The sequence below is a fragment of the Acinetobacter sp. BIGb0196 genome (assembly GCF_011759595.1).
GTDB classification, from domain to species: Bacteria; Pseudomonadota; Gammaproteobacteria; order Pseudomonadales; family Moraxellaceae; genus Acinetobacter; species Acinetobacter guillouiae.
Genome location: NZ_JAAOZA010000001.1, coordinates 2,594,489 through 2,618,882, shown reverse-complemented (window position 1 = coordinate 2,618,882; position 24,394 = coordinate 2,594,489). Strand labels below are relative to the sequence as shown.

Here is a 24,394-nt window from a genome sequence, read left to right as displayed (position 1 = left end):
CTTAAAATGAAACTTCAATCTATCTCATTGGCTATTTTACTATCTGTTGGTTTAGTGGGTGTTGCACAAGCAGCTGTTGTAGGTGAATCAAGTGATATTGGTAATATTGTAGTTGGTTCTACAGGTTCACTTGGACCGACTCATCCAAACTCAGGTGTTGGTTTTGGTGTTAACATTCTTTATAACGGTGCAATTGTTGCATTCTCAGGTTTTAACGGCTATGCAGATGGCAATGGTGTGGTACGTCTAAGCCCGTACTTACCTGGGCTTCCAGCGTCTCATGCTGGGATTGGTTATGCCAACTATAAACAAGTGCCTACACAAGACGTTTGGTTTGGTGAGTGGAATGCCGAAGCCAAAGATGCCAGCGGTAAGCGTTTAGGTGCGGTTGATCCAGCAACACACACTGTTTATTACAATGGTAAAGATGCGGATACCAGCGTACCGTCTACAGGTACTGCAAATTATAGTGTTCAAGGTGTCAATAATTATAATGGCTCTAATTTATTGTCAGGTACTTTTACCGCTAACTTTGCAACCAAACAGTTAACGGGTTCATTGAGCGATAGTTCACGTACCTTTAATTTGGGTACTGCAACAATTAATAACGACGCAACGATTAGTGGTTCAAATGCATCTTGGACGACTAATCCGTCAGCTGGTGCAGGGACAGTTTCAGGTCAATTCTATAATAGCCAAAGCAGCTTAGCTGGAATTGCAACATTTAACAATAATGTGCATGACGTTGCTTTTGGTGGAAAAAAATAATGATTTAAATGAGAAAGGCTTACTTCGGTAAGTCTTTCTTTTTTTATTCTATCTGGTGAGTTTATAGATGAAAAAAATAGTATTGCTTGGTGCCGTATTGCAGTGTGGACAATGTGTTTATGCAGCGGATGATACCAGTATCAGGTTAAATCAGGAAATTAGCCAACAGCAATATCAAAATGATAAGAAACTACTCAAATCAGAAGACCCTAAAAACACACAAGCATTACCGAATCTGATCATACAAGGTCAAGAATATGTGGTTAAGGATGAACCCGCAGAAGTCGCATATGCACTTTACTTGGCAGTGATGCAAAAACAATGGCAAGTGGCTTTAAGCTATCTTGAAAAATATAAAAAATTTCCAAATTATGATCAGGCTTTGACTGAGTTCGCTGAGGGCGTCATGGCACGAACACAGGGGAATTTAAGTTTAGCTGAGAGTAAACTAAAACACAGTCTAGAGATTCAATCGAATAATTTAATGACTCAACTTGAACTGGCTCGTGTCTATACTGAACAACAAAAAAATCAGCAAGGTCAACAGTTATTTCAGCAGATTCAATCTCAACTAGCCCTGTCTACAGATCCCGCTGCCCAAGGTATTCGTCAAACCGTAGAGATGTATCTCAAAGGGCTTAAACAACGAGATGAATGGCATGGTTCATTGGCTTTTGGTTCACGTTATGCTAGCAATATCAATAATGCTTCCGATAAATACGACATTATTACTTACTACGGTATTGATCCAGTGACCAAGGAAGTAGTGCCTGTTGAACAATTAAAGCGTGGCACACCTGATGCGATCAGTGCACAAGGTTTGGACTATGAAGCGACCTTAACTAAACGATGGTCGCTTTCTGGACAACATGGTATTGCATTGCGTGGATTATTCTATGGTCAAGTTTATCCAGAGCAGACAGATTATAATGAATTAACTTTTAACTTAAATGCGGGTTATAGTTATTACAACGAACGTAATCAAGTCTTGATTGCCCCCGTATTTGAACATAAATACTATGCCCACGACCCGCTGTATAGTGCCTATGGGCTAAGGGGTGAGTGGATGCGTTTTATCTCTAACGACAAAGCTGTCAAGTTAGAAGCCGAAATCAAAGATATAAATTATTCCCAGTATAAAGGCCAAGATGGCGTGGAATATTCAGTCTATTCAACCTTTTGGAAAATTTTACCGAGAAACTGGACGCTATTTGGCGGACTGGATTTTGTCGACCATAATACCCAAGAACAATATTTTACGGCTTATCAGCAACAGGGCATACGTTTAGGCCTTTCCAAAAACTTTGACTCAGGTTTTAACGCAAATTTGTTTAGTTCTTTCCGTTGGCGTCAATTTGATAAATTTACTCCGGTATTGGAGGCTAGACGACATGATTTTGAACAAAATTATACTTTGATTTTAAGTGCACCTCGTTGGGCTTTTTATGGTTTAACACCTAATCTCACTTATCAATATAATCAAAATAACAGCAATGTAGAGTGGCTATATTCTTATGATAAACATAATGTTAGTTTAAAGCTGGAGCATCGGTTTTAAAGTGTTGTAGAGGTTTTATTACTGAATTCTAATTTAGGCATTTATATAGCCAAATTGAATTTCGATAAATCTTAGTTTTAAATGGGTCTAAGATATAGAGGAAATCTGTTGATTTCCTCTATTCATTCATCATTTATTGAGCAAGAAAGCTGACAGCTTCCTCAATCAAGTCTGAAATTTCTTTTGGATGTGATGCCAAAGAAGCATGACTTGCATCTAGCGAAATCACTTTTTTTGCATTTAAGCGTGCAGACATGACTTTTTGATTTTCAGGGTGGATCATTCGATCTTGAGTCGAGATTTGATACCAAGATGGTTTCGTTTTCCATGCTGGCGTGGAAATCGTATCGGCAAAAGTGCTTGCTACTGGCGCTTTTTGGGTGACACCCATTGCAAACCCTTCATCTTTGGTTAAATCCTGACAGAAACTTTCATGGAATTTATCTGCTTTAAGCCAGAGATAACCATCACTGTCTGGTTCTAAGTTTGGTGCAGCCTCAGGTAAATGTTGTTGAGTAATGCCACCAGGGCTTTCGTTTGAGTCAGGTGCAAAAGCAGCAATATAAACCAGACCTACCACATTCGCTTGATTGCCAACTTCAGTAATTACAGCGCCACCATATGAGTGACCAACCAGAAGCACATCTCCTTGAACTTGCGCAATCATTTTTCTTGTTCGTTCAACATCTTCAGCCAGTGAGCTAAGCGGGAGTTCTACTGCACGTAATGATTCATAACCTCGGTGAGACAGCTCAGTTACCACTTTACTCCAATGAGCAGCGCCTCCCCAAAATCCGTGTACGAATATAATTGTCGGTTTATTACTCATGTGTGTCTCCTAGCTAAATGCTATTGTATTTGTTGAGCTAAATGATTGAAGACTTTTTGTATAAAGATTGGATAGATACTGAATGTAATTTTTATACTCAAAAAAGCTTCTATAAACGATTATTCATGTTTAAATTCACTTTAACAATAACAGAAACACCAATGTTTTTGCAGAAACACTTTTTAGGAATTGTGACAAAGAATGAGAGATGAATATGCTGAAAAAAGTGCTTTAACGGATATATTCTTTGATATTTATCAATTTGCAAAAATATCAGGTGAGATCTATGACTTCGCGCGATTTACAGATCAACAACAGTTAAGCTTTAAACAGGATTATGCATATATCCATATCGTTCAGCAGGCGACATGCAGACTTAAAGTAGCAAACTCTAATCTAGATCTGGTTTTAAAAGCAGGGGACATTATTGTTCTACCTTCAGCTGGAGAACACACGATTGAATTGTTGGATGCTGAAAGCCAAGCAGCTGCTGTGATTAGCTGTATTTTTAAACTCAGTGGAATTTATGGTGAAGCCATAATAGAGGGATTGCCTCGCTATATCCATGTCCCATCGCATAATGATAATGGTAAAATTGCAGAATGGGTGCCAATGACTGTTGCTGCGATAAAGCTTGAGCTTGAGCATCCTAGCCTTGGTAGTCAAGTGATGCTTTCACGAATCATCGATCTTCTATTGGTGTGGTCAATACGGTTTTGGTTGGCAAAGGCAACCATCGAACATAAAAGCTGGATTGTCGCTTTACGTGATCCTGCGATTAGTAAAGCATTATCTTTGATGCATGATCGTCCTGCTTATGCATGGGATGTGGAAAATTTGGCTCAATCTACCCATCAATCTCGTTCAAGTTTTGCTAAAAAATTTGTTGAACAAGTGGGTGTTTCTCCAATTCAATATTTAAAAAATTGGCGGATGAGACTAGCAAGTCAGTTTCTAAAAGAGACTGACAAAAATATCTTTCAAATTGCTGAATTAGTAGGATATAGCTCACAAGCAGCATTCACTCGTGCTTTCACACAAACATATGGATGTGCACCGAAAGTATTTAGAGCATCATTGATACAAAGTGATCTATAAATACAAATGATCAACTTTAGTTTTTATGCTCTAAAACGCGCTTTAACACTGAATCGTATTTAGTCAAACTGATCTGGAACAGCAATAAAACTTGAAGATTTAGGCTAGGTTTTAGATTTTTTTGAAGATGTGCTTAGATTGGTTAATGTCATAAATGTAATTCCCATGACCGTGAATTGTATAGTTTCGACCTCTAGAATGAAATGATATCTCAATGGGAAGAATGACATGAAAACTTTAATCAGATTAACTGTTATTGGTCTTTGTAGTGTTTCAAGTTTAAGTTTTGCATCACATCAAAATACGCAAGAAATACGCATTGATCACTTTGGTACAGGTAGCGATGGAGATAACACGTCAGGTCTTTTATTGAAAGAGCCAATAAAACTTGTGCCTTATTCAAAGCTTGATCAAAATAAGGAGCCGAGAATTGAACATTATGGCACAGGCAATGATGGAGACAATACCACAGGGTTATTATTAGTCGATCATGAAAAGTACTATGCGGCAAACACATCTACTGTGCAAGTTGATACTGTACGTATAGATCATTACGGTACTGGAAATGATGGAGACAATACCACGGGCTTGCTACTCAAAGATTAATTTACAAAAAATATAGAAGCTTATTGATAAAACATCGTGACGTGTTGATAAGCAATATCAACAAATCTAAAAATATAAACAAAGATAAAAAAATGGGTGTAATCAATACACCCATTTTTCATTTAAACCAATCTCGTCTTATTGTGCTGCTTTTTCAGCTGCGATTGAAGCAATTGCTGCATCAACACCGTCAATAGAATCTGCAGCTTTTTTAATACGAGCAAGCGCATCAACAAGTACTTCATCAGCAGTCGCATAAGAAATACGCATATAGCCGCCTAAACCAAAAGCATCACCAGGAACAACAGCAACACCAGTTTCTTCCAATAACCATTCTGAGAATTCTGTGCAAGATTTTAAGCCTTTTGCACGAATCAAAGGACGAATGTTGGCATAAGCATAGAATGCACCATCAGCAGGTAAGCAGCTAATCCCTTGAATTTCATTCAAGCCATTCACAACTAAATCATGACGACGTTTGAACGCTTCAATCATCGGTTGGAGTACATCTTGAGGACCATTCAATGCAGCTTCAGCAGCAACTTGTGAAATCGAAGTTGGGTTTGAAGTTGATTGTGATTGGATTTTTTTCATTGCGCCAATCAATTTTGCAGGTCCTGCTGCATAGCCGATACGCCATCCAGTCATTGCATATGCTTTAGATACACCGTTAAGCACGATAACACGCTCATAAAGATCAGGAGCTACAGTAGCAATATTGTAGAACTCATCATCCCAACGGATCGGCTCATACATATCATCAGAAGCAACATAAACTTGAGGATATTTACGGAGCACTTCTGCTAAAGCTTCAAGCTCAGCTTTGCTGTAGATCATGCCTGTTGGGTTAGAAGGACTATTTAAAACCACCAAACGTGTTTTGTCTGTAATCGCAGCTTCTAGTTGAGCAGGTGTAATCTTGAAACGTTGTTCTTCACCACATTTCACGATGACAGGAACACCTTCAGCAATGATCACCATATCTGGATAGCTTACCCAATATGGTGCTGGAATAATGACTTCATCACCTTTGTTTAACAAAGCAAGTGCTAAGTTAAAGAAAGACTGTTTACCACCACAAGACACTAAAATCTGATTTGCAGCATAGTCAAGATTGTTATCACGTTTTAGTTTCGCAATAATTGCTTTTTTAAGGCCTGGTGTACCATCAACAGCGGTATATTTGGTAAAACCGTTGTTAATCGCTGTAATAGCAGCATCTTTGATGTGTTGTGGGGTGTCAAAATCTGGTTCGCCAGCGCCCAATCCGATTACATTTTTACCCGCAGCTTTTAATTCAGCAGCTTTGTTGGTAACAGCAAGCGTTGGAGACGGTTTGATGGCATTTACACGATCAGAGAGACGTACGTCCACGGCATTATTCCTTCTTATAGGGATTAAAAAAATAAAAAGCACATTATCATAGCCTAATTTTTCATGTTTGGTCGTCTAATATCTATGCAAATTCAATAAATATTCATCAAAAGCAGAAATTAATGTATCAAGAGAATACAAATAAAAGCGAAAGTTTAAGAGCACTCGCATCAAAGCTGAAATTTACGTACAATATAGCCAGTTAAAATTGAGTGAATCACATGAGCACCCAAAATACTCCCAAAAAGAAGCCATTGGTGAATTTACCATTTCCAATGCCATCATCTTTAGAAAATGATGATGATGTTGCCCACAACAACGTCCGTCCTAAACCTGAGCAATATGCAGATCGTACTTGGATGCCACCTCGTGGTACACGCCGTTCGATGGGAAAACGCTAAGTGTTTGAGATATAAAAATAGGTGCTTGATGCACCTATTTTTATAAAAAGAATTAAAAAGAATCTTTTACTTAACGCTATAGCATTTATCCTTGTGGAATATTAAGCACTACCATTTAACATTTCCGTGACATATTCATAATAATTTTTTTTCTTTTGATACATCAATAAATCTGCACGTTTCAACATATTGTCTATACTTTCATTTGCAGATGTTGTTGCATAACCAATGGCAATACTAATAGGCTGTGACGAATAATATTGATTGTCGATATTGAGTAATTCTTCAATGGTCATAATCATCGATTCGACGGTCTGTTCATTTGCCGCAGGCATAAGAATCACAAACTCATCTCCACCAATACGAGAAGCGGTATAACTTGTATTGGCAATGGTACGAGTCAGAATATTGCCCATTCGTCGCAGTAATTCATCACCAACATCATGACCCAACTGATCATTGATGGCTTTTAAACCGTTCATATCAATAAAAATGGCTGAAGTCGGACGCAGTACACCACGCTCTAAACGATTAATTTCCTCTGTATAGAACGAACGATTGAATAATTTAGTCAGAACATCATGTTTCCCCAGATATTCCAAATACGTTTCTGCTTTTTTTCGTGCAGTAATATCAGTCAATGCAACTTGCACTAGACTCCAGTCATGTTCATAGCCTGGGAAAACAGTAAATTGAAGCAATACATTTCGTACTGAACCATCCAATGCATAATTTACAGCTTCACGTTGATGATGAATTTTACCATTCCAGAGTTCAATCAGTTGCTCACGGAAAGTCTGATACATCTCTTTTGCAAATACTTTGTTTAAGTTTTTAAACAGGGTTTCTTTGTCTTTGGCTTTAAATAAATCAAGGGTTGCTTGATTGACATCCAATAAGATGATGTCTTCGATACACTGGTTTACAAAGTCGGTATGTACATCTAAGAAGGTGCGAAAATCTTCGATACCAATTTCACGGAGTTGGTCTATGCGGAGTCTTACACGACTAAAATCTTCAACCCACAACGAGGTAGGCGAGTAAATAAAGCGAGATTCTGCCAGTTGGCGATTTTTTTCTTCTAAACGGCGCGCATTTTGATAGTCCGTAATATCTTCAGTGGTGATTAAAACCCGGTCTAAACTGACTTCTGAACCCGGCATGATGATACCGCGTAATTTGATGTCTAATTTTTTGCCTGAAATCGTGTAATTGACTGTGGTATTTGAAAACTCAGCTTCTCCATTCCAAAGTGCAACCAGCTCTTTGATATGTGAGTGCAGCATTTCTTTCTGAAAAATAATATTTAAGTTCTGATACAGGTGTTGCTGATTTCTGGCTTCAAATAAATCTAAGGTTTTTTTATTGACATGTAGAATCTTAATTTTATGTGCGCAAGCCGTAATCTGATCTGGATTTTCTTCTAAAAAGCTTTGAAGATTTGTGATTCCTTGGCCTTTCCACTGATTAAATTGTTCTCTTACTTCGCTATAGTCCTCTATCCACATCGGGGTAGGTGATATATCAAAAATAGAAGAATCAGAAAATTCCATTATAAGATTCTCGTGTGTTGAGCGGTGATCTAGAATGTTTGAAATATATCCTAAAAAAGAGCGATATAAAATAATAAAATCCAAGTTATTTATTACTTATTGTATTTTATGATCGCTGGTTATCCTTTTATTGGGTTTACATTGATGTTGGTTAATTTCAATTAATTTCTTTAATTCTTAAAAGACATTAATCCGTATTTAATAAATAATATGCTTGCTTATCTTGATACATAATTTGATCTGCTTTTTTTAATAAATCATCAATATTTTTATAATGGCTTGTTGTCGCATAACCAATCGCAACATGAATTGGATGTTGAGGATTGTTCAGTCGATCTATCTCTAATTCTTGTTGAATGATCTTAAGTAATGTTTCTATATGCAGATGATTTGATTCAGGCATAAGAATCACAAATTCATCACCACCAATACGCGAAACAGAATAAGGTGTTTTGATGGTGGATTTTTTTAACAGATGTGCAAAACGTTGAATCAGTAAGTCGCCGACATGATGTCCCTGTAAATCATTCACTCTTTTTAAACCATTGATGTCTAAATACATACATGAAAGTGAATTAAATTTTTGAGATTGTAAGCGTTGAATTTCACCGATAAAAAATGTTCGATTATATAACTGCGTTAATTGATCATGTTTACTGGCATGTTGCAGATGATCTTCTAATTTTTTTCGTTCCGTTAAATCGGTAAAGGCAATTTGCACGGTATCCCAGTTATGTTTTGAATCTGGAAAAATAACAAACTGTTCGAGTACATGCAGCAAATCTCCATTGATTGACTGGTATTCACATTCTCGTTTAAGTTGATGATGATCATTCCATAAATGTAATAATTGTTTATGAAAATTTTGTTGATAATTTTCTCTAAAAATATGATTTAAATGCTGATAAAAATGTTGTTCATTGTCGGCATTAAATAAGTCCAGTAAAGCTTGATTTACACCAACGGATCGGATGTTTTCAAAACAAAGAAATAGAAAATCTGGATTTTGCTGAATATATTGATCTAAGTCAGTGACATTATTCGCTACTAATTGATTAAATAATGATTTTATTTTGCTGTAGTCTTTGACCCAGAGGGCAGTGGGTGAATGCAAAAATAGGGATTCTGCAATCCGACGTGCATTTTGACACTGAGAGATATCTTCCGTGGTTAATAAAACTCGATCCCAGCTTTGTTTCGCATCCTTTAAAATATTGGCTCTAAGTTGGATATCAATTTTTTTGCCTTTGCAGCTAAGGTTGACCACTTGAATCGAGCAATCTGTTTCTTTATTCCAAAGCGCTGAAAAAAATTGGATATGTAATAGTTCAGTATTTTCTGTATGCATTTCTGGAAATTTTTCTAAAATCTCCGCTAAATCATCAGCTTCATATAAAATCAGGGTGCTTTTATTGATATGAATGGTGCGGATCGCCGCCAAACAAGGTTTTAAACGGCTAGTATCTTCCAATAGATGTTGCTTAATATCGGAAATACCTTGCGCAGTCCATTCATCAAATATTTTTTTTATACCACTAAAATCTTGTAGCCACATGGCAATTGGAGACAAATCAAATATTGTTAAATCCATTTGCTCCATATATTTTCCAAAAAATTATTTATTAATTTAGGGGCTGTTGACATTTCATAAATGGCTTGCGTTGTAGGCTAAAATTGAGCAGACAAGGCATGAAACGAAGAGAATAGCGAGACTATTTTCGAGTGTCATAACGTAGGCTGAGATAATTTTAGCCACAACCCTTCGGGACTTGTGTGTTTTTTGCCGCTACGTCGTTACGAACTACTCATTTAGAATGACTAAATTTCGTACTTCGTGCCTAGTATCGCCTAAAAAATACACGTAGTCGCAAACATAGACGAATTGTTAACAACCCCTGTTTAACTATATAACATAAGTAAAAACTTAACATAAATAGTTGTTCAATTAAAAATAATCAAAGCATTTTACTTTTTAGCCCGATGTTCTGCTTTTGGTGCAGCAATAGTACGCTGACCAGTCCATACTGCAATAAAGTCTGTTTCATTTAAATTATAGAGTTCTAAAAGTGCTAAAATAGCCCCTCCAAAAATCATTGAACCTTCTGAATTAGATTGAAATTCAAATATTTTTCCATTTAAATTGTGCAGGATATCTTGTATTTCAAAAATACGATCTCGACCATTACTGTCGTTAGGATACATTGGCGTATTGAGAATAATCGTAGCAAGGCTTTTTTCAGCTTCAGTTAAATCTAAGCTTTGAATCTTTTGCTCTATATCTGAACTAAATATGACGTCATCAGTTAAAAAACTATGCAGTAATTTTTGCGTGAGCTTAGGCAAGGTTTTTTCTACAAATGGACGGAATGAAGCAGGGAAGATCACATTGCGTGAAATACCTTTAAACATCGGCGCGATTTCTTCGACTTTATAGCCTGCAACACCACAACCCACCGACGTAATAAAATATTTCATCTTCGGGTGATTTTTTGTATAAATTTTAAAATCATCAATATAGTGTTGAATTTGCGAAAGTGGCATTTGTTGTAAATGTTCATTCATGGTCGGTATAGCAAAACTTTGTCCTGCCCAGCCACGTCCAACACCTTTGGTTGCGCCAAAATGTAAATGTGCTGTTTTTGCCGCACCGCCTTGATGAGTACCCGCCATATTACTACCAAAAACAAACACAGTATCTTCTGGCAAAGTTTTGATTATGCTTTCATCATGATAGTGATATGTCATGTTTTTCAATCTTTTAATTGGCTTGTTTCCATGTTGCTATTGAAATAAAAAAGGGTCAAGGTATTTGTTGAATATTGTGTAAAAAGCCCCATCTAGAATAGGTGTCAATGTATGGGTTTAATTGGTTTCTGTTAAACTACTGTGGCTTCTTCCCGATTGGTTAAAGAGTGAATTATTGTGAGTGAACATCAACCTTTTGAACTTGTTACAAATTATCAACCTGCTGGGGATCAACCACAGGCAATAGCAAAATTAGTCGAAGGCATAAATAAAGGTTTTCACGACCAACTTCTACTCGGTGTAACGGGTTCAGGGAAAACCTATACCATGGCAAATGTGATTGCACAAACGCAACGTCCAACTATTGTCATGGCACATAACAAGACTCTCGCTGCACAATTATATGGTGAATTTAAAGCATTTTTCCCAAACAATGCAGTTGAATACTTCGTTAGTTATTATGACTATTATCAACCTGAAGCTTATGTACCATCTTCGGATACTTTTATTGAAAAAGATTCAGCAATCAATGATCATATTGACCAAATGCGTCTCTCTGCTACACGTGCTTTATTAGAACGCCGTGATGCCATTATTGTCGCTTCAGTATCCGCGATCTATGGTTTAGGTGATCCTAATGCTTATATGAGTATGTTATTGCATATTGTACAAGGGGATAGAATTAGTCGTGATGACATTATTCGCAGACTTGTTGAAATGCAATATACCCGTAATGAGCTGGAATTTTTACGCGGTACCTATCGTATTCGTGGCGAAATTATCGATATTTTCCCTGCTGAATCGGACCAACATGCGGTTCGGGTTGAGTTGTTTGATGATGAAGTCGATTCAATTCGATGGTTTGATCCAATTACTGGGAAAATGGTCCGTAAAGCACCACGTATAACAATCTACCCAAAAAGTCATTATGTAACGCCAAAAGATAATTTGCAGCGTGCAATTGGAACGATTCGAGATGAATTGGCTGATCGTTTAGTGTTCTTTAAAGAACATGAAAAACTCCTTGAAGCACAACGGATCGAACAACGGACCCGTTATGATTTAGAAATGATGCAACAGTTGGGCTATACCAATGGTATTGAAAACTACTCACGTCATTTATCTGGTCGTCCAGCGGGTGAAGCACCTCCGACATTATTTGACTATATCCCAGATGATGCGTTACTGATTATTGATGAATCGCATGTGACTGTTCCACAAATTGGGGCAATGTATAAAGGTGACCGTTCACGTAAAGAAAACTTGGTCAATTATGGTTTCCGTTTACCTAGTGCATTGGATAACCGTCCGATGAAATTTGAGGAATGGGAGCGTATTGTTCCAACCACTATTTATGTCAGTGCAACACCTGCGAAATACGAACTGGAAAAATCTGAACAAGTTGCAGAGCAGGTGGTACGTCCAACAGGATTGGTCGATCCAGAAATTGAAATACGTCCTGTATTGACTCAAGTGGATGATGTGCTTTCAGAAATTAATATCCGTAAAGAACTCGATGAACGTGTTTTAGTCACCACTTTAACCAAGCGGATGGCAGAGGACTTAACTTCATATTTAAAAGAATATGGGGTTAAGGTGGCTTATTTACATTCAGATATTGATACCGTTGAGCGTGTCAAAATTATTCACGAACTGCGGACAGGAGTACATGATGTTCTGGTCGGGATTAACTTGTTGCGTGAAGGTCTGGATATGCCAGAAGTATCGTTGGTTGCCATTCTTGATGCAGATAAAGAAGGTTTTCTTCGTTCTGAACGGTCGTTAATCCAAACCATCGGTCGTGCCGCTCGTCATTTAAAAGGTAAGGCGATTCTATATGCTGACCGTATAACTGATTCGATGCAGAAAGCCATAGATGAAACTGATCGTCGTCGAGCCAAACAAATTCAATTTAATGAAGAGCATGGCATTATTCCACGCAGTGCTGTACGTCAAGCAATTAAAGAAATTGATACTGGTGAAGTGATCAGCGATGATCAAATTGAAGCAGGAATTAGTGACCAGCATCAGGCTTTAACTGCGGATGAGCGTCACATTTTATCTGATCCAAAACTCTTTACGAAACACATTAGCAAGCTTGAAAAAGAAATGCTAAAAGCGTCTAAAGAACTGCAATTTGAACAAGCTGCGCGATTACGTGACGAAATTGTGCGTTTAAAAACCAGAATGTTAAAGTAATTGTCTCATTGTGAGATGATTTCACTTTTGTGCTTGCTGTAGCTTTAGCTCGAACAAGGATACATAAAGCTACAGTCTAAGTTTAAATTTCTGATTATTTTATAATAAATAGTAAAAAGTAATGCTGAGGGTATAAGGTGCAATTATTTAAAATATTACCCAATTCTTATGACTTTAAAAAATTAATAATCGTATTCGGGATGGTTTTTTCGAGCTTTTTTTATCCAAAAGCCTATGCGGAAAATTCGACTTTAGCTGCGATTCCAAAATTGGAATTGGGTCAATATTTAGGGCTATGGTATGAAATTGCCCGCAAGCCAATGTATTTTCAAAAAGATTGTAAGTCTGATGTGACTGCACGATATACCGTGAATGAATATGGCAATGTCGCAGTTGATAATCGATGCGTAGATCAAAATGGACAAGAATTACGTTCATTGGGTGAAGCATTTATCAGTAATGAGCCGTTTAATTCAAAATTTAAAGTAAGTTTTATTCCAGAAGCGATTCGTTGGATGCCGGTGGGACGTGGTGATTATTGGGTGTTAAAAATTGATTCAAACTATCAAATGGCTTTGGTGGGAGAACCGAAGCGAAAATATTTGTGGTTACTGTCTAGAGATCCTCATCCAGATGAAGCAAAAGTAACTGAATTTCTTCGTTATGCACAGACTGTTGGTTTTAACTTAAAAGATCTGATTCGAACCAAGCAGAACGCGCAAGAATAATCAGAAATTTAAGCCGATATATTTTGAATATTTCGATATTTGCAAATCTTGAGTTTGGAAAAATAATTGAATATTCAAATTAATTTTGGGTGAAGATGTTTATAATGCCTAAGAATTTATTTGAAAATCACCGTGAGGCGACAGATGTTTAAGGGCGTCGTATTGTCTGTATTGGCATCTGTAACATTTGGGGTCTTATACTTTTATACCAAATTGCTGGGCGATCTAGATAGTCAACAAACCTTTGGTTGGCGGATTATCGCCACTTTACCGTTCCTGACCTTATTTATGTTATTGAGCGGTGATTTTGTCCATGTTAAAACCATTTATCATCGAATGGTCAAACAACCTGCTTTATTACTTTTATTGATCATCACTTCTATTTTGACCTGTTTCCAACTTTGGCTTTTCCTTTGGGGGCCGATGAATGGACGCGGCTTACAAGTATCGCTTGGGTATTTTCTTTTACCCTTGGTTCTAGTCCTTGCAGGTAGCATTTTTTATAAAGAGAAATTATCTAAATTCCAGATGGTTGCCGTTGCTTTTGCGGTGCTTGGAGTAGGGCACGAATTATGGCGTTTGGGCACTATTGCATGGGAAACCCTCAGTGTTGCATTGGGCTATTCGCTTTATTTTCTGGTTCGAAAAACTATTAAAACCGATAATTTAGGTGGCTTTTGGTGGGATATTTTAATTTGTATTCCCATCGCAATTTATTTCACTCAAACAGGATTAGATGCTTATAGCCAATTTGCTGATGCACCGGTTTTAATATTTGTGGTTGCAGGACTTGGGATACTGAGTGCGATTGGTTTAGGTAGCTATATTTTGGCGAGTCGCCATCTACCGATGGTCTTGTTTGGATTGTTAAGTTATTTAGAACCTGTCTTGTTGGCCTTAGCATCGTTGGCGCTGGGTGAGTCTATTTCAGCAGATGAATGGTTTACTTATATTCCAATTTGGTGTGCTGTGGGTGTTTTGGTATTGGAGGGGATCTGGCATCTCTATCAACAAAACAATAAACGGAAAAACTTAGCCTTGAATATCGAAAAATTAGACGAAAGAATAGGTTAATCAAGAAAAAATAAATTGATAATTGTTGGGCTATAATTTTTAAAAGTGTTAAATTAATCTCATTAATCTATGTTTTAATTTGGTTTTTGAGTAAAAAAACGCTGAATATATTATGAACACAACAATAATTCCCTATCAAACACGGGCAACCTTATTGCAATTAGAGCCTAGTACCGATTTAAACTGGGAACAGGTTTTGTGTGATGTTTTTGACGAAGCCAATATCGAAATACGCGAAGAGATTGAGCGTCAAATTTTAAGACCGAAAGAAATTCAATGGAACAAAGGCAATAACAGCTTTGAATTTAAAATCACAAATTCATTAGAAAATTTAAAATATACCTTTGAAAATGAGCGAATGCGTTCCATTGCAACCAAACTGAGCAACTCAATCAATTGGTTAAAAAATATTACAGATAGTATTCAGATTGCAGACTATTTAGAAAATGCGTTGTATCAAATTGATTTGATTTCGGTGGATGATCATCTAAATTTGCAGCGAGAAAAATTACTGATTCGTCGTGTTTTTTTACAAGATGTGGCGAAATTGATCCGTACATTAAATATTGAAGCGCCAGCAGGTATCCGCAACTTAACTTCTGATCAAATTAAATGTTTTATTATTGAAGTGTTTATTAAACAACAATTATTGGGTTATTGGTTTAAGCCCTTATTGACCAAATCATCTGAATTAATGAAACGTCCTTTTTTTAAGTATTTTATTTTAAGAGAACAACGGATTCGTAAGTTTGAGATTGTTAAAACCTCTGAATTTATCTATTTAATTGCACCAATTGAAAATTTTGAACAGAATCCTTATTCAATTCGACGCTTTTTGTTTGAAGAAAATATTGAATATAAAAATCAGGTCTATGTAACGGGTTTGGTTCTCGATACGGATCAAATGAGTGAAAGTGAATATCGAGATAGCACGGATCTTTTGATTCAGAAAATGGTCACAATTCAGCATCAAGTCCATAGAGATGTGATTGAAATTGTGCAAGAATTTGAAGAATTCACAGAAAACAAGCTCTTGCCATTTTTGATGGAACCCCTTGGAATGGTGGGGAAAAATAGTGATACGGTTGCACAAAACCATATCAAAACCATTGAACAGTTGCTCACGGCCAATATATTGATGCCTTTAAGAAATGCGGTTAAAAGCGATTTATCACATATTGAAGAATTTGAATATTTGTTTATGAGTGTGCATCGAATATTTTCTGAAATTTTATCGCATTATCGTGACTTTAAAGAACAACCCGCATTATTTTTTAATTCTCATGTACAACTGTTTGAATATCGTCTGCTGGCTTATTTAAAGCTATTGGAAAAGCGTAAAGATGAAATTTTTATTCCAATGAGTCCGCGAGAGTGGCAAGTCATGCATGAACGCTCACAACAACCGATTAGAAAACTTCAAGAAATTATCGCTGAGCAAGTGAAAGATTATAGGGCTTTAGACAGCTATGTTAAACAATTAAAGAATGAACAAAATGAAGTAGAAGGCTCGCTGTTAAAAAAAATGATCAAAGGTGGGAAAGTTGAAAAAGATATTGTTCAAGCAAACCATGCTGCAATGTTGATAAAAAAACAAACCTATTTAGAGGTATTAACTGTCCCTAAAGGTTTAGCAAAGTATAGTGTATTTATTGAGTTTGAAAGCCTGACTTCAATGAGTGAATTGGAGCGCCATTACGCATTTCCTTCAGGGGACAATGGTATTATTCGCTTTCCTTATTTAATGAAGCTGCCTGAAAATTTAGCTGATTTTGATTTGGAAGAATTTAATGCGTCGATTAATGATGATTAAAGCGTGTGTTAGGGGCTGAGTAGAGAGCCCAGACTAAGCGCGATAATAGGATGTTTAACGATGCAACATCAGCTTTATTTTTTCTTTTGTCTGATTTGTTTTTATTGTTATCTGGTTTATTTTCCTCTTACTTTGCTAAAGTCAATATCAATACTAAAATTCTACATAGATGTAAAAAACCGAAATGGCTGAAATATTGTTTAGAGATCAAGGCATAATTTAAAATAAAATACCCAGTATGACAAAATATTATAAAAATGTACCACGATTTGATTTCAACTAAATGAGAATTACATTACAATTATGGGGTTTAAAAATCCATGTCTAGATATACATAAATAGAGGACGTATCTGTGAGCAAAGACACTATCATCGCCCTACATGCAGAGCACCAAGGTCGCTGGAAAAACCGTGAAGAAATCGCGGAACGTATGATTGCATTAATCGGTCAATTATACCGTGAAAAAAACATTGTGACTTCTGTGTACGGTCGTTCTTTAGTGAACCGTTCAGTAATTCAAATTCTTAAAGCACACCGTCGTACACGTATGATGGATGTTGAGCTTTCTGTTGTACATACTTTCCCTATTTTAGAAGCTTTAGCGAAATTAGATAATATCGGTTCTGCTGAAGTTGATTTAGGTAAACTTGCAGTTGAATATAAAGAAAAGGGTGGCGATATTGATGCATTTGTTGCTCAAGCTGTTCAATCTTTAGAAGGTCGTCCTGCGCAAGTTGAGCCTAAAGATGTTGTTCTTTATGGTTTTGGTCGTATTGGCCGTATTTTAGCGCGTTTAATCATTAGCCAATCAGGTCTTGGTCGTGGTTTAAGCCTTAAAGCGATTGTTGTACGTAAATCATCTGATGGTGATTTAGAAAAACGTGCTTCATTGTTACGTCGTGACTCAATTCATGGTCCATTTGCAGGAACAATTTCTGTTGATGAACAAAATGAAGCAATCATTGCAAATGGTAACTTTATCAAAGTGATCTATGCGTCTAGTCCTGCTGAAGTTGATTACACAGCTTATGGTATCGACAATGCTTTAGTGATTGATAACACGGGTAAATGGCGTGATATCGATGGTTTATCTCAACACCTTAAATGCCCTGGCGTAAGTCGTGTTGTGCTTACAGCGCCTGGTAAAGGTGATATGAAGAATGTCGTGTTTGGTGTTAACCAAGCAGACATCATTGATTCAGACAAAATCATTTCTGCTGCAAGCTGTACAACTAACGCGATCACACCAGTTTTAAAAGTGTTAGAAGACAAATACAAAGTGATTAATGGTCATGTGGAAACTGTTCACTCATTTACAAATGACCAGAACTTGATTGATAACTACCACAAAGCGGATCGCCGTGGTCGTGCTGCAACTCTGAATATGGTCATTACAGAAACAGGTGCTGCAAAAGCTGTTGCGAAAGCATTACCTCAGTTACAAGGTAAATTAACAGGTAATTCAGTACGTGTTCCAACACCAAACGTTTCACTTGCTATTCTTAACTTAACACTTGAGAAAGAAGTAGATCGTGAAGAAGTGAACGAATATATTCGTCAAATCTCGATCAACTCTAACCTTCAAGGTCAAATTGGCTATACCAACTCTACAGAAGTTGTATCGTCTGACTTTATTGGTTCTCGTACAGCGGGTGTATTTGATGCACAAGCAACAATTACTTCTGGTAACCGTTTAACAGCTTACGTTTGGTACGATAACGAAGTTGGTTATAGCTGCCAAGTATTGCGTATTGCTGAACAAGTATGTGGCGTAAGCTATCCAAAAGTACCGGCTGAAACAAATGCATAATTTGTAAGAGTCGTCGAAAAGGAGCTTCAAATGAAGCTCCTTTTTTTATATTCAAAATTGATGATATATGGTTAAATTCAAATGAAAATTACCATTTGTCTCAGCAATTTGACTAAAAACATTTGATTAAGAAATTAGAGAAAATAAAATGAAAACAAAAATCTTATGCATCATGATGTTATTTACTTGTTTTGTTACACATGCAAAATCCTTAGAATTACGTCCTTTATTAAAAGATCGTTTTGAACAAAACTGTGCAATTCGGCAGCAATATGATTTTCATAATGAAGATACAGAACTGATTGCATCACTTGAACACTATACGGTTGATGTAAAATATGTGGATAAACAGGTATATGACTCAACCACTTATAAATTAAAAAATGTCACTTATGCTGGCATTCCTATTCGCAAAATAGAATTTAGTTTTGGTCATCCAGCGCAACAATACAATGAATATTTATATTTTGATCTGAGTGCTACAGCAGCAAAGCAGCGATTTAAAACTCTAAAATTCAATCAAAATCATGAAAAAGGCGATGTGAGTGTTGAGTATAAAAATAATACAGCAATTGTGCAGTGCTATTGGTTAGCTGATTTTTCGAAATAATCCGTAGGTTAGATATCAATTGTTTATTAATTAAACAAAATCCTTCGACTTTTATACATAAAAACGCATATTAATTCACATAAGTATTTAAAATGAAAAATAATTAAGGATAAAAATTAAGGACAGGATTTTGCAGTTGAAGCAAGTTATGGCAGGAGTTGCCTTTATTCTTATTGCTACAGTGTGTGGTGTATTGATTGCAATCTGGGTATTTAAACATTTTAATATTTATATTCCACTTGAAAATCAAGCTGTACGTATCGATTTAAAAGAGCCTTTACAAGCCAAAGTACAAATTCATGACGCATTAGATGTGGATGTTAAAGGAAAAGTCAAAGCTGAAATTCCTATTCATGAAAAGCTAAATTTACCGATTACACAAACCTTAACCCCACACGTGTATTTTGATAATGAAGTCCCAATTCAAACCACAATTCCTGTGAATGAAGTGATCAAAATCAATCAGGATATGCCGATTGATACCAAGGTTAAAGTCACTGTTTTAGGCAAAGATATTACTTTACCGTTAAAAGGGAACATCCCGATTCATATGGATGTGCCGATTAATTTACAAGTGCCACTCAACCAAAATATTCATTTAAAGTTTGATGCGCCTGTAAAGGTTTTACTTAAAGAAAATTTACATGTGCCACTTGATGCGACATTAAAAACCAATATTCCAATTCAAGGCCACCTCAATGTTCCAATTAAATCAGCACTTCAAGCAACAGTAGATGTTCAAAATACATTGCCAGTAAAAATTGAAAAAGGGCAACTTAAAATTCCACTCAATAGTTTAAGGCTATCACGTCGCGATCATCCGCCAGTAGAACCACAACAACCACAGTCCGAAGTTTTAAAATAGGGTGGTATGGAAATGTGGATCTTTAAATCTATACGAAATTTGTTGTTCATTTTTATCAGCGTCGTATTGCTCATTGCACTGTGCGTTTGGTTATATTTGAATATTCATGCCTCAATGCAGGTTTCTGCACAAAGCGCACAAATTCAATTGTCGGAATCTTTACCGACAAAAATCCATGTGGGGAATTATTTACAAACACATGCACAAGGCGCTTTAGATACTGAGTTGACGATTGACCGTGAGTTGGCTTTACCTTTGAAAGGCAAATATTTGGCTAATTTAAGTTTTGTTGTGACAACGCCGATTGAGGTTGAGCTTGATTATGAGACTGATATTCAGATTGAAACGCTAATGCCATTAGAAACAACTACGGACTTGGTTTATCAAAATAAACTGTTGCCTCAATTTCCTTTAAAAGTGGATATTCCGATTAAACTTTCGGTGCCATTTAAGTTAAAACGACGTTATCAAGTTCCGATCAAAATTATGTTTGATGGGCCTGTTTATTTAGAATTTGATGAAGTGATTCATTTATATGTTAAGCATAAACTTAAGCCAATACTGAATATTAATGATCCAATGACGATGAAAAAAATTGCGGTGTTCCGTGCAACTATGTACAACACAGAAAGACAGTCCCTCGCAGATCTGGAGATGAATATCGATTTTCCTATCAAAAATATTCATCCTTAATTACTCAGTAGAGCATGGGCTTAAATTTTGTATTAAACCCATGCTTATCTTTAAAAATGCCTAAAATAAAGCTTTAACCTGATCCTGAATATGCGTTGTTTTACGACCAATCAAATGTTCCAAGTCTTTACTTTCACTATACATTGCACCATTTACAGTCTGTACATCTGCATCAACAATAACCGTTACCAGTGCTTGGGGTAATCCTGCTGTGAGAAGCGCCTGAGTATAATCTTCTGGGCTGATATCTTGATACTGTACAGTTTTACCTGATGCCAAAGCGATATAAGAGGCTAAATCTGCAAGGGTAAAATGATTTGAACCTGCAAGCTCATAGGTTTTATTTTCATGTCCTGAGGAAGCAAGCACTTTGGCTGCAGCTTCAGCATAATCTAAACGAGAAGCTGAACTGATTTTTCCATTTTGAGCGCTGCCATAAAGTGTTCCGGTTTCTGCCGTATGTTTAACGTTGCCAAGATAATTTTCGCTATACCAGTTGTTGCGTAAAAACGTATATTTCAAACCACTTTGCAGAATAAGTTCTTCTGTTTCACGATGTTCTTGCGCTAAACCGAGTGGGTTATCTGTTGCATTGAGTAAGCTGGTATAGGCAATGTGTTCAACTTTGGCTGCGACTGCGGCATCTATAACTGCTTTATGTTGTGGGGTACGACGACCAATTTCATTGGCTGAAATTAAAAGTAATTTATCTACATTGTGTAAAGCAGGTATTAATGTTTCAGGTTGATCATAGTTAAATAGGCGAAGTTCAATCCCTTGTTGTTTGAGCGACTGCGCATTATCTATATTTCGAACCAGCGCCACAATATTTTCAGCGGCAGTATGTTGAAGTAAGGCTTGGATCACCAATTGTCCAAGTTGGCCCGTTGCACCTGTAATTGCGATTTTCATAAATTCACCTTTAAATATGATTTAAATTGGATGTTTTTTAAACTTGATGTTATTATCATAATCATTAAACTTACTATATGTAAGTACGTACCTAAAAGTAAGCTAATTACTGAGTAGAGAGAATTTATGAGCATCTATGCTTCAAGTGATTTAATTGGTCAAGTTTTATCCAGTCAGTGCCCATCTAGAGAAATATTGGAGCATTTAACCAGCAAATGGTCTGTATTGGTTTTACGTTGTTTAAATGATGGTGTGCAACGTTTTAGTGAACTGCGCAATCGAATTGAGGGGATCAGCGAAAAAATGCTGGCACAGACATTAAAAGTGCTTGAGCAAGATGGCTTTATATTGAGAACGGTTTACCCTGAAGTACCACCGAAAGTAGAGTATCAATTGACGATTTTAGGTGCACAAGCGGCTGAAAAATTAAACTATTTGATTGGTTGGATCGAGCGCAGTTTGCCCGATATCTTAGAGAATAAACAAAGATTGCAAAAGTAAAACTCAGTGGATTCTATACTCACCAAGAACTTGATCGCTGAGTGAGTATATTGAGAGGAAAGTCCTTATTATTGAGGATGATTCCCTTTTGTCGCAGCTTTTAAAGAGACTAGTCCTGTCATGATTGCACCAATGGTGGCTAAGAACATATCCTTATGTGCATCCCATATATCACCTTGTTGCCCATTGTAGTTTTCAGCTTCTTCTGGAGATAGGCCAATGGCAATCCACCATTCAATCCATTCATAAAATAAACTGGTTGCCATAACAAATTGAATGACCAATAAAAATAAGGTTTTAGGCTTTAAGCTTGGTAACCAGACTTGGAAAATTCGGTAGAAAAATGGGTAAAGGAATAAACCATAGAACAAGTGTACAAAGCGGTCAAACATGTTACGTGTCCAACCCATTGCTTGATTGAGATCAAAATGTAAGTATTTGATTGACCAATCATTATAAGGCACATAAGAATAAAGATAATGTGCTGCAATGACATGAATCACCAAGAAGAGGATATACAATAAAAATGATGAAAATGTCAGCCCTATTTTCTTTAGACAGAAAAACAGGGTAATCAGCATGAGCAAGGTGCCAATCTGATGCAGCATGTAGGATGGATATTCTAAAGGATTGATACTGGCAAGAATGATTGCGATTGCAAGAATAGCAAGAACAAGCCAATGTTTTTTTGTTAAGGCATGATAAATCATTATGGTATTTTCTAAAAATTATTACTGCGCATTGTAATCAAAAAGCAAAAAAATGCGAAGCATTGGCTTCGCATTTTCAGGTCTTTTAGAAGATTAAAAGCTTAGATTTTAGCAATCAAATCTTTAATTTGTTTGGCTTGATCCGCAGCATTACCCGTGTAAGTCGCAGGGCTCATTTCAGCCAAACGTGCACGATCAGCAGCAGGTACGGCTTCAAGTTCAGTGCCATTGACAAAATCAACCATCATGTCACGTGTCATCGCTTGACCGCGAGTCAATGCTTTTAATTTTTCATATGGTTTTTCAACTGCATAACGGCGCATTACAGTTTGGATTGGTTCAGCCAATACTTCTTGAGCATGATCAAGGTCTTCAAGAATACGTGTTGCATTGAGCTCAAGTTTACCAATACCTTTTGAACATGCTTCAAAAGCAATTAAACTTTGTGCCAAGCCAACACCCATGTTACGCAATACAGTCGAGTCGGTAAGATCACGCTGCCAACGAGAAATTGGTAATTTTTCGCCTAAGTGCGCTAATACTGCATTGGCAATGCCCAAGTTACCTTCAGAGTTTTCAAAATCAATTGGATTGACTTTGTGAGGCATTGTAGAAGAACCGACTTCACCTTCTTTTAAACGTTGTTTAAAGAAGCCTAAAGAGATATAGCCCCAAACGTCACGGTTAAAGTCGATAAGAATTGTGTTAAAACGACGTAAAGCATCGAATAATTCAGCGATGTAATCGTGTGGTTCGATTTGAGTTGTATAAGGGTTGAAGGTTAAACCGAGTGATTCAACAAATGCTTGTGAGTGAGCAGGCCAGTTGATTTCTGGATAAGCAGAGTAGTGCGCGTTGTAGTTACCTACCGCACCATTAATTTTGCCCAATAATTCAACTTGTTTAAATTGTTTGATTTGACGCGCTAAACGATATGCAACGTTGGCCATTTCTTTACCCAAAGTGGTTGGGCTCGCAGTTTGACCATGGGTGCGTGATAGCATTGGTTGTTCTGCATGTGTTTCAGCTAAAGCCACAATAGAATCAACAATTTGTTGCATAGCAACAACTAACACTTCACGACCATTTTTCAACATCAAAGCGTGAGAAAGGTTGTTGATGTCTTCTGAAGTACAAGCAAAGTGAATAAATTCGCCTGCATTTTTAAGCTCATCAATATGTGCAATTTTTTCTTTTAAGAAATATTCAACCGCTTTTACATCATGGTTAGTGGTACGTTCAATTTCTTTAATACGGTTAGCATCATCTTCCGAAAATTGAGTAACAATGGCATCTAAAGCTGTATTGGTTGCAGCAGAAAAAGCTGGAACTTCTGTGATTTCAGGACGATTCGCAAGCGCTTGTAACCAACGCACTTCAACAGTCACACGAGCATGGATTAAACCAAACTCAGAGAGGTAAGGGCGTAATGCATCGCATTTGCTTGCATAGCGTCCGTCTAGTGGAGAAAGTGCGGTTAAAGCGTTCATAAAGATTCCTTAAATTTTGGAATTAGAGCGAATGGCGTAACTCGAACAGTATCAAA

The 24,394-nt window shown here is 36.8% G+C and carries 22 protein-coding genes; 14 read left to right on the top strand and 8 right to left on the bottom strand.

Annotation, left to right across the window (positions count from 1 at the left end; all coding sequences use genetic code 11):
• Positions 1-6 precede the first annotated feature (6 nt).
• Positions 7-768, top strand: a complete 762-nt coding sequence (locus tag FHR28_RS12030; RefSeq protein ID WP_166782660.1) for a Slam-dependent surface lipoprotein — start codon at positions 7-9, stop codon at positions 766-768.
• Between the two features lie 67 nt (positions 769-835).
• Positions 836-2,326, top strand: a complete 1,491-nt coding sequence (locus FHR28_RS12025) for a surface lipoprotein assembly modifier (protein ID WP_151957807.1) — start codon at positions 836-838, stop codon at positions 2,324-2,326.
• 133 nt (positions 2,327-2,459) lie between these two features.
• Here FHR28_RS12025 and FHR28_RS12020 read toward each other — a convergent pair whose 3' ends face one another.
• Complete coding sequence (locus FHR28_RS12020) at positions 2,460-3,155, bottom strand: alpha/beta hydrolase (RefSeq protein WP_166782659.1); 696 nt, start codon at positions 3,153-3,155, stop codon at positions 2,460-2,462.
• Between the two features lie 201 nt (positions 3,156-3,356).
• On the opposite strand from FHR28_RS12020, the gene FHR28_RS12015 reads away from it, so the two are divergent.
• Positions 3,357-4,253, top strand: coding sequence for an AraC family transcriptional regulator (locus FHR28_RS12015; protein ID WP_166782658.1), 897 nt, complete (start codon positions 3,357-3,359; stop codon positions 4,251-4,253).
• A gap of 228 nt (positions 4,254-4,481) precedes the next feature.
• Positions 4,482-4,859: a hypothetical protein gene (locus tag FHR28_RS12010; RefSeq protein ID WP_004721319.1), complete on the top strand. Its 378-nt coding sequence runs from the start codon at positions 4,482-4,484 to the stop codon at positions 4,857-4,859.
• 138 nt (positions 4,860-4,997) lie between these two features.
• On the opposite strand, the gene FHR28_RS12005 is transcribed toward FHR28_RS12010, so the two are convergent.
• Positions 4,998-6,233, bottom strand: a complete 1,236-nt coding sequence (locus FHR28_RS12005) for a pyridoxal phosphate-dependent aminotransferase (protein WP_004721317.1) — start codon at positions 6,231-6,233, stop codon at positions 4,998-5,000.
• Positions 6,234-6,454: 221 nt separating this feature from the next.
• Between FHR28_RS12005 and FHR28_RS12000 the strand changes: the two genes are divergently transcribed.
• A complete protein-coding gene (locus FHR28_RS12000; RefSeq protein WP_004721316.1) occupies positions 6,455-6,634 on the top strand; it encodes a hypothetical protein in 180 nt (59 codons plus the stop codon).
• A 101-nt stretch (positions 6,635-6,735) separates the two neighbouring features.
• Here the strand turns inward: FHR28_RS12000 and FHR28_RS11995 are convergent, their stop codons facing one another.
• The 3 genes from FHR28_RS11995 to FHR28_RS11985 all read right to left on the bottom strand — a co-directional run bounded on the left by FHR28_RS11995 (position 6,736) and on the right by FHR28_RS11985 (position 10,932).
• Positions 6,736-8,187 (bottom strand): GGDEF domain-containing protein, encoded by a 1,452-nt coding sequence (locus FHR28_RS11995; protein ID WP_105712947.1) that lies wholly within the window; start codon positions 8,185-8,187, stop codon positions 6,736-6,738.
• A 187-nt stretch (positions 8,188-8,374) separates the two neighbouring features.
• The gene (locus FHR28_RS11990; RefSeq protein ID WP_228722061.1) at positions 8,375-9,778 is read right to left on the bottom strand and encodes a sensor domain-containing diguanylate cyclase; all 1,404 of its coding nucleotides are present in this window, start codon (positions 9,776-9,778) and stop codon (positions 8,375-8,377) included.
• 374 nt (positions 9,779-10,152) lie between these two features.
• Entirely contained in the window at positions 10,153-10,932 is a 780-nt protein-coding gene (locus FHR28_RS11985) for a hypothetical protein (protein ID WP_004721311.1), read from the bottom strand.
• A 177-nt stretch (positions 10,933-11,109) separates the two neighbouring features.
• On the opposite strand from FHR28_RS11985, the gene uvrB reads away from it, so the two are divergent.
• The 8 genes from uvrB (at position 11,110) to FHR28_RS11945 (ending at position 20,725) form a co-directional block, all read left to right on the top strand.
• The gene (gene uvrB, locus FHR28_RS11980; RefSeq protein ID WP_004721309.1) at positions 11,110-13,131 is read left to right on the top strand and encodes an excinuclease ABC subunit UvrB; all 2,022 of its coding nucleotides are present in this window, start codon (positions 11,110-11,112) and stop codon (positions 13,129-13,131) included.
• Positions 13,132-13,268: 137 nt separating this feature from the next.
• Positions 13,269-13,859 carry a lipocalin family protein gene (locus FHR28_RS11975; protein ID WP_105712946.1) on the top strand — a complete coding sequence of 197 codons (591 nt, stop codon included), beginning with the start codon at positions 13,269-13,271 and terminating at the stop codon, positions 13,857-13,859.
• Between the two features lie 144 nt (positions 13,860-14,003).
• Positions 14,004-14,933: an EamA family transporter RarD gene (gene rarD, locus FHR28_RS11970; protein WP_004721306.1), complete on the top strand. Its 930-nt coding sequence runs from the start codon at positions 14,004-14,006 to the stop codon at positions 14,931-14,933.
• Positions 14,934-15,045: 112 nt separating this feature from the next.
• Positions 15,046-16,746: a hypothetical protein gene (locus FHR28_RS11965; RefSeq protein WP_105712944.1), complete on the top strand. Its 1,701-nt coding sequence runs from the start codon at positions 15,046-15,048 to the stop codon at positions 16,744-16,746.
• A 353-nt stretch (positions 16,747-17,099) separates the two neighbouring features.
• Complete coding sequence (locus FHR28_RS11960) at positions 17,100-18,557, top strand: glyceraldehyde-3-phosphate dehydrogenase (protein WP_004721304.1); 1,458 nt, start codon at positions 17,100-17,102, stop codon at positions 18,555-18,557.
• Positions 18,558-18,705: 148 nt separating this feature from the next.
• Positions 18,706-19,167 carry a hypothetical protein gene (locus FHR28_RS11955; RefSeq protein WP_166782657.1) on the top strand — a complete coding sequence of 154 codons (462 nt, stop codon included), beginning with the start codon at positions 18,706-18,708 and terminating at the stop codon, positions 19,165-19,167.
• A 130-nt stretch (positions 19,168-19,297) separates the two neighbouring features.
• Positions 19,298-20,032 carry a hypothetical protein gene (locus FHR28_RS11950; protein ID WP_056512445.1) on the top strand — a complete coding sequence of 245 codons (735 nt, stop codon included), beginning with the start codon at positions 19,298-19,300 and terminating at the stop codon, positions 20,030-20,032.
• 12 nt (positions 20,033-20,044) lie between these two features.
• Positions 20,045-20,725 (top strand): hypothetical protein, encoded by a 681-nt coding sequence (locus tag FHR28_RS11945; RefSeq protein ID WP_056512609.1) that lies wholly within the window; start codon positions 20,045-20,047, stop codon positions 20,723-20,725.
• A 60-nt stretch (positions 20,726-20,785) separates the two neighbouring features.
• On the opposite strand, the gene FHR28_RS11940 is transcribed toward FHR28_RS11945, so the two are convergent.
• Positions 20,786-21,637, bottom strand: coding sequence for an SDR family oxidoreductase (locus tag FHR28_RS11940; protein WP_166782656.1), 852 nt, complete (start codon positions 21,635-21,637; stop codon positions 20,786-20,788).
• Between the two features lie 126 nt (positions 21,638-21,763).
• On the opposite strand from FHR28_RS11940, the gene FHR28_RS11935 reads away from it, so the two are divergent.
• A complete protein-coding gene (locus tag FHR28_RS11935; protein ID WP_004721299.1) occupies positions 21,764-22,138 on the top strand; it encodes a winged helix-turn-helix transcriptional regulator in 375 nt (124 codons plus the stop codon).
• A gap of 68 nt (positions 22,139-22,206) precedes the next feature.
• Here the strand turns inward: FHR28_RS11935 and FHR28_RS11930 are convergent, their stop codons facing one another.
• Together FHR28_RS11930 and purB are read right to left on the bottom strand one after the other, a co-directional pair.
• Complete coding sequence (locus FHR28_RS11930; protein ID WP_004721297.1) at positions 22,207-22,848, bottom strand: DUF2238 domain-containing protein; 642 nt, start codon at positions 22,846-22,848, stop codon at positions 22,207-22,209.
• 101 nt (positions 22,849-22,949) lie between these two features.
• Positions 22,950-24,338, bottom strand: coding sequence for an adenylosuccinate lyase (gene purB / locus FHR28_RS11925; protein ID WP_166782655.1), 1,389 nt, complete (start codon positions 24,336-24,338; stop codon positions 22,950-22,952).
• Positions 24,339-24,394: the final 56 nt, after the last annotated feature.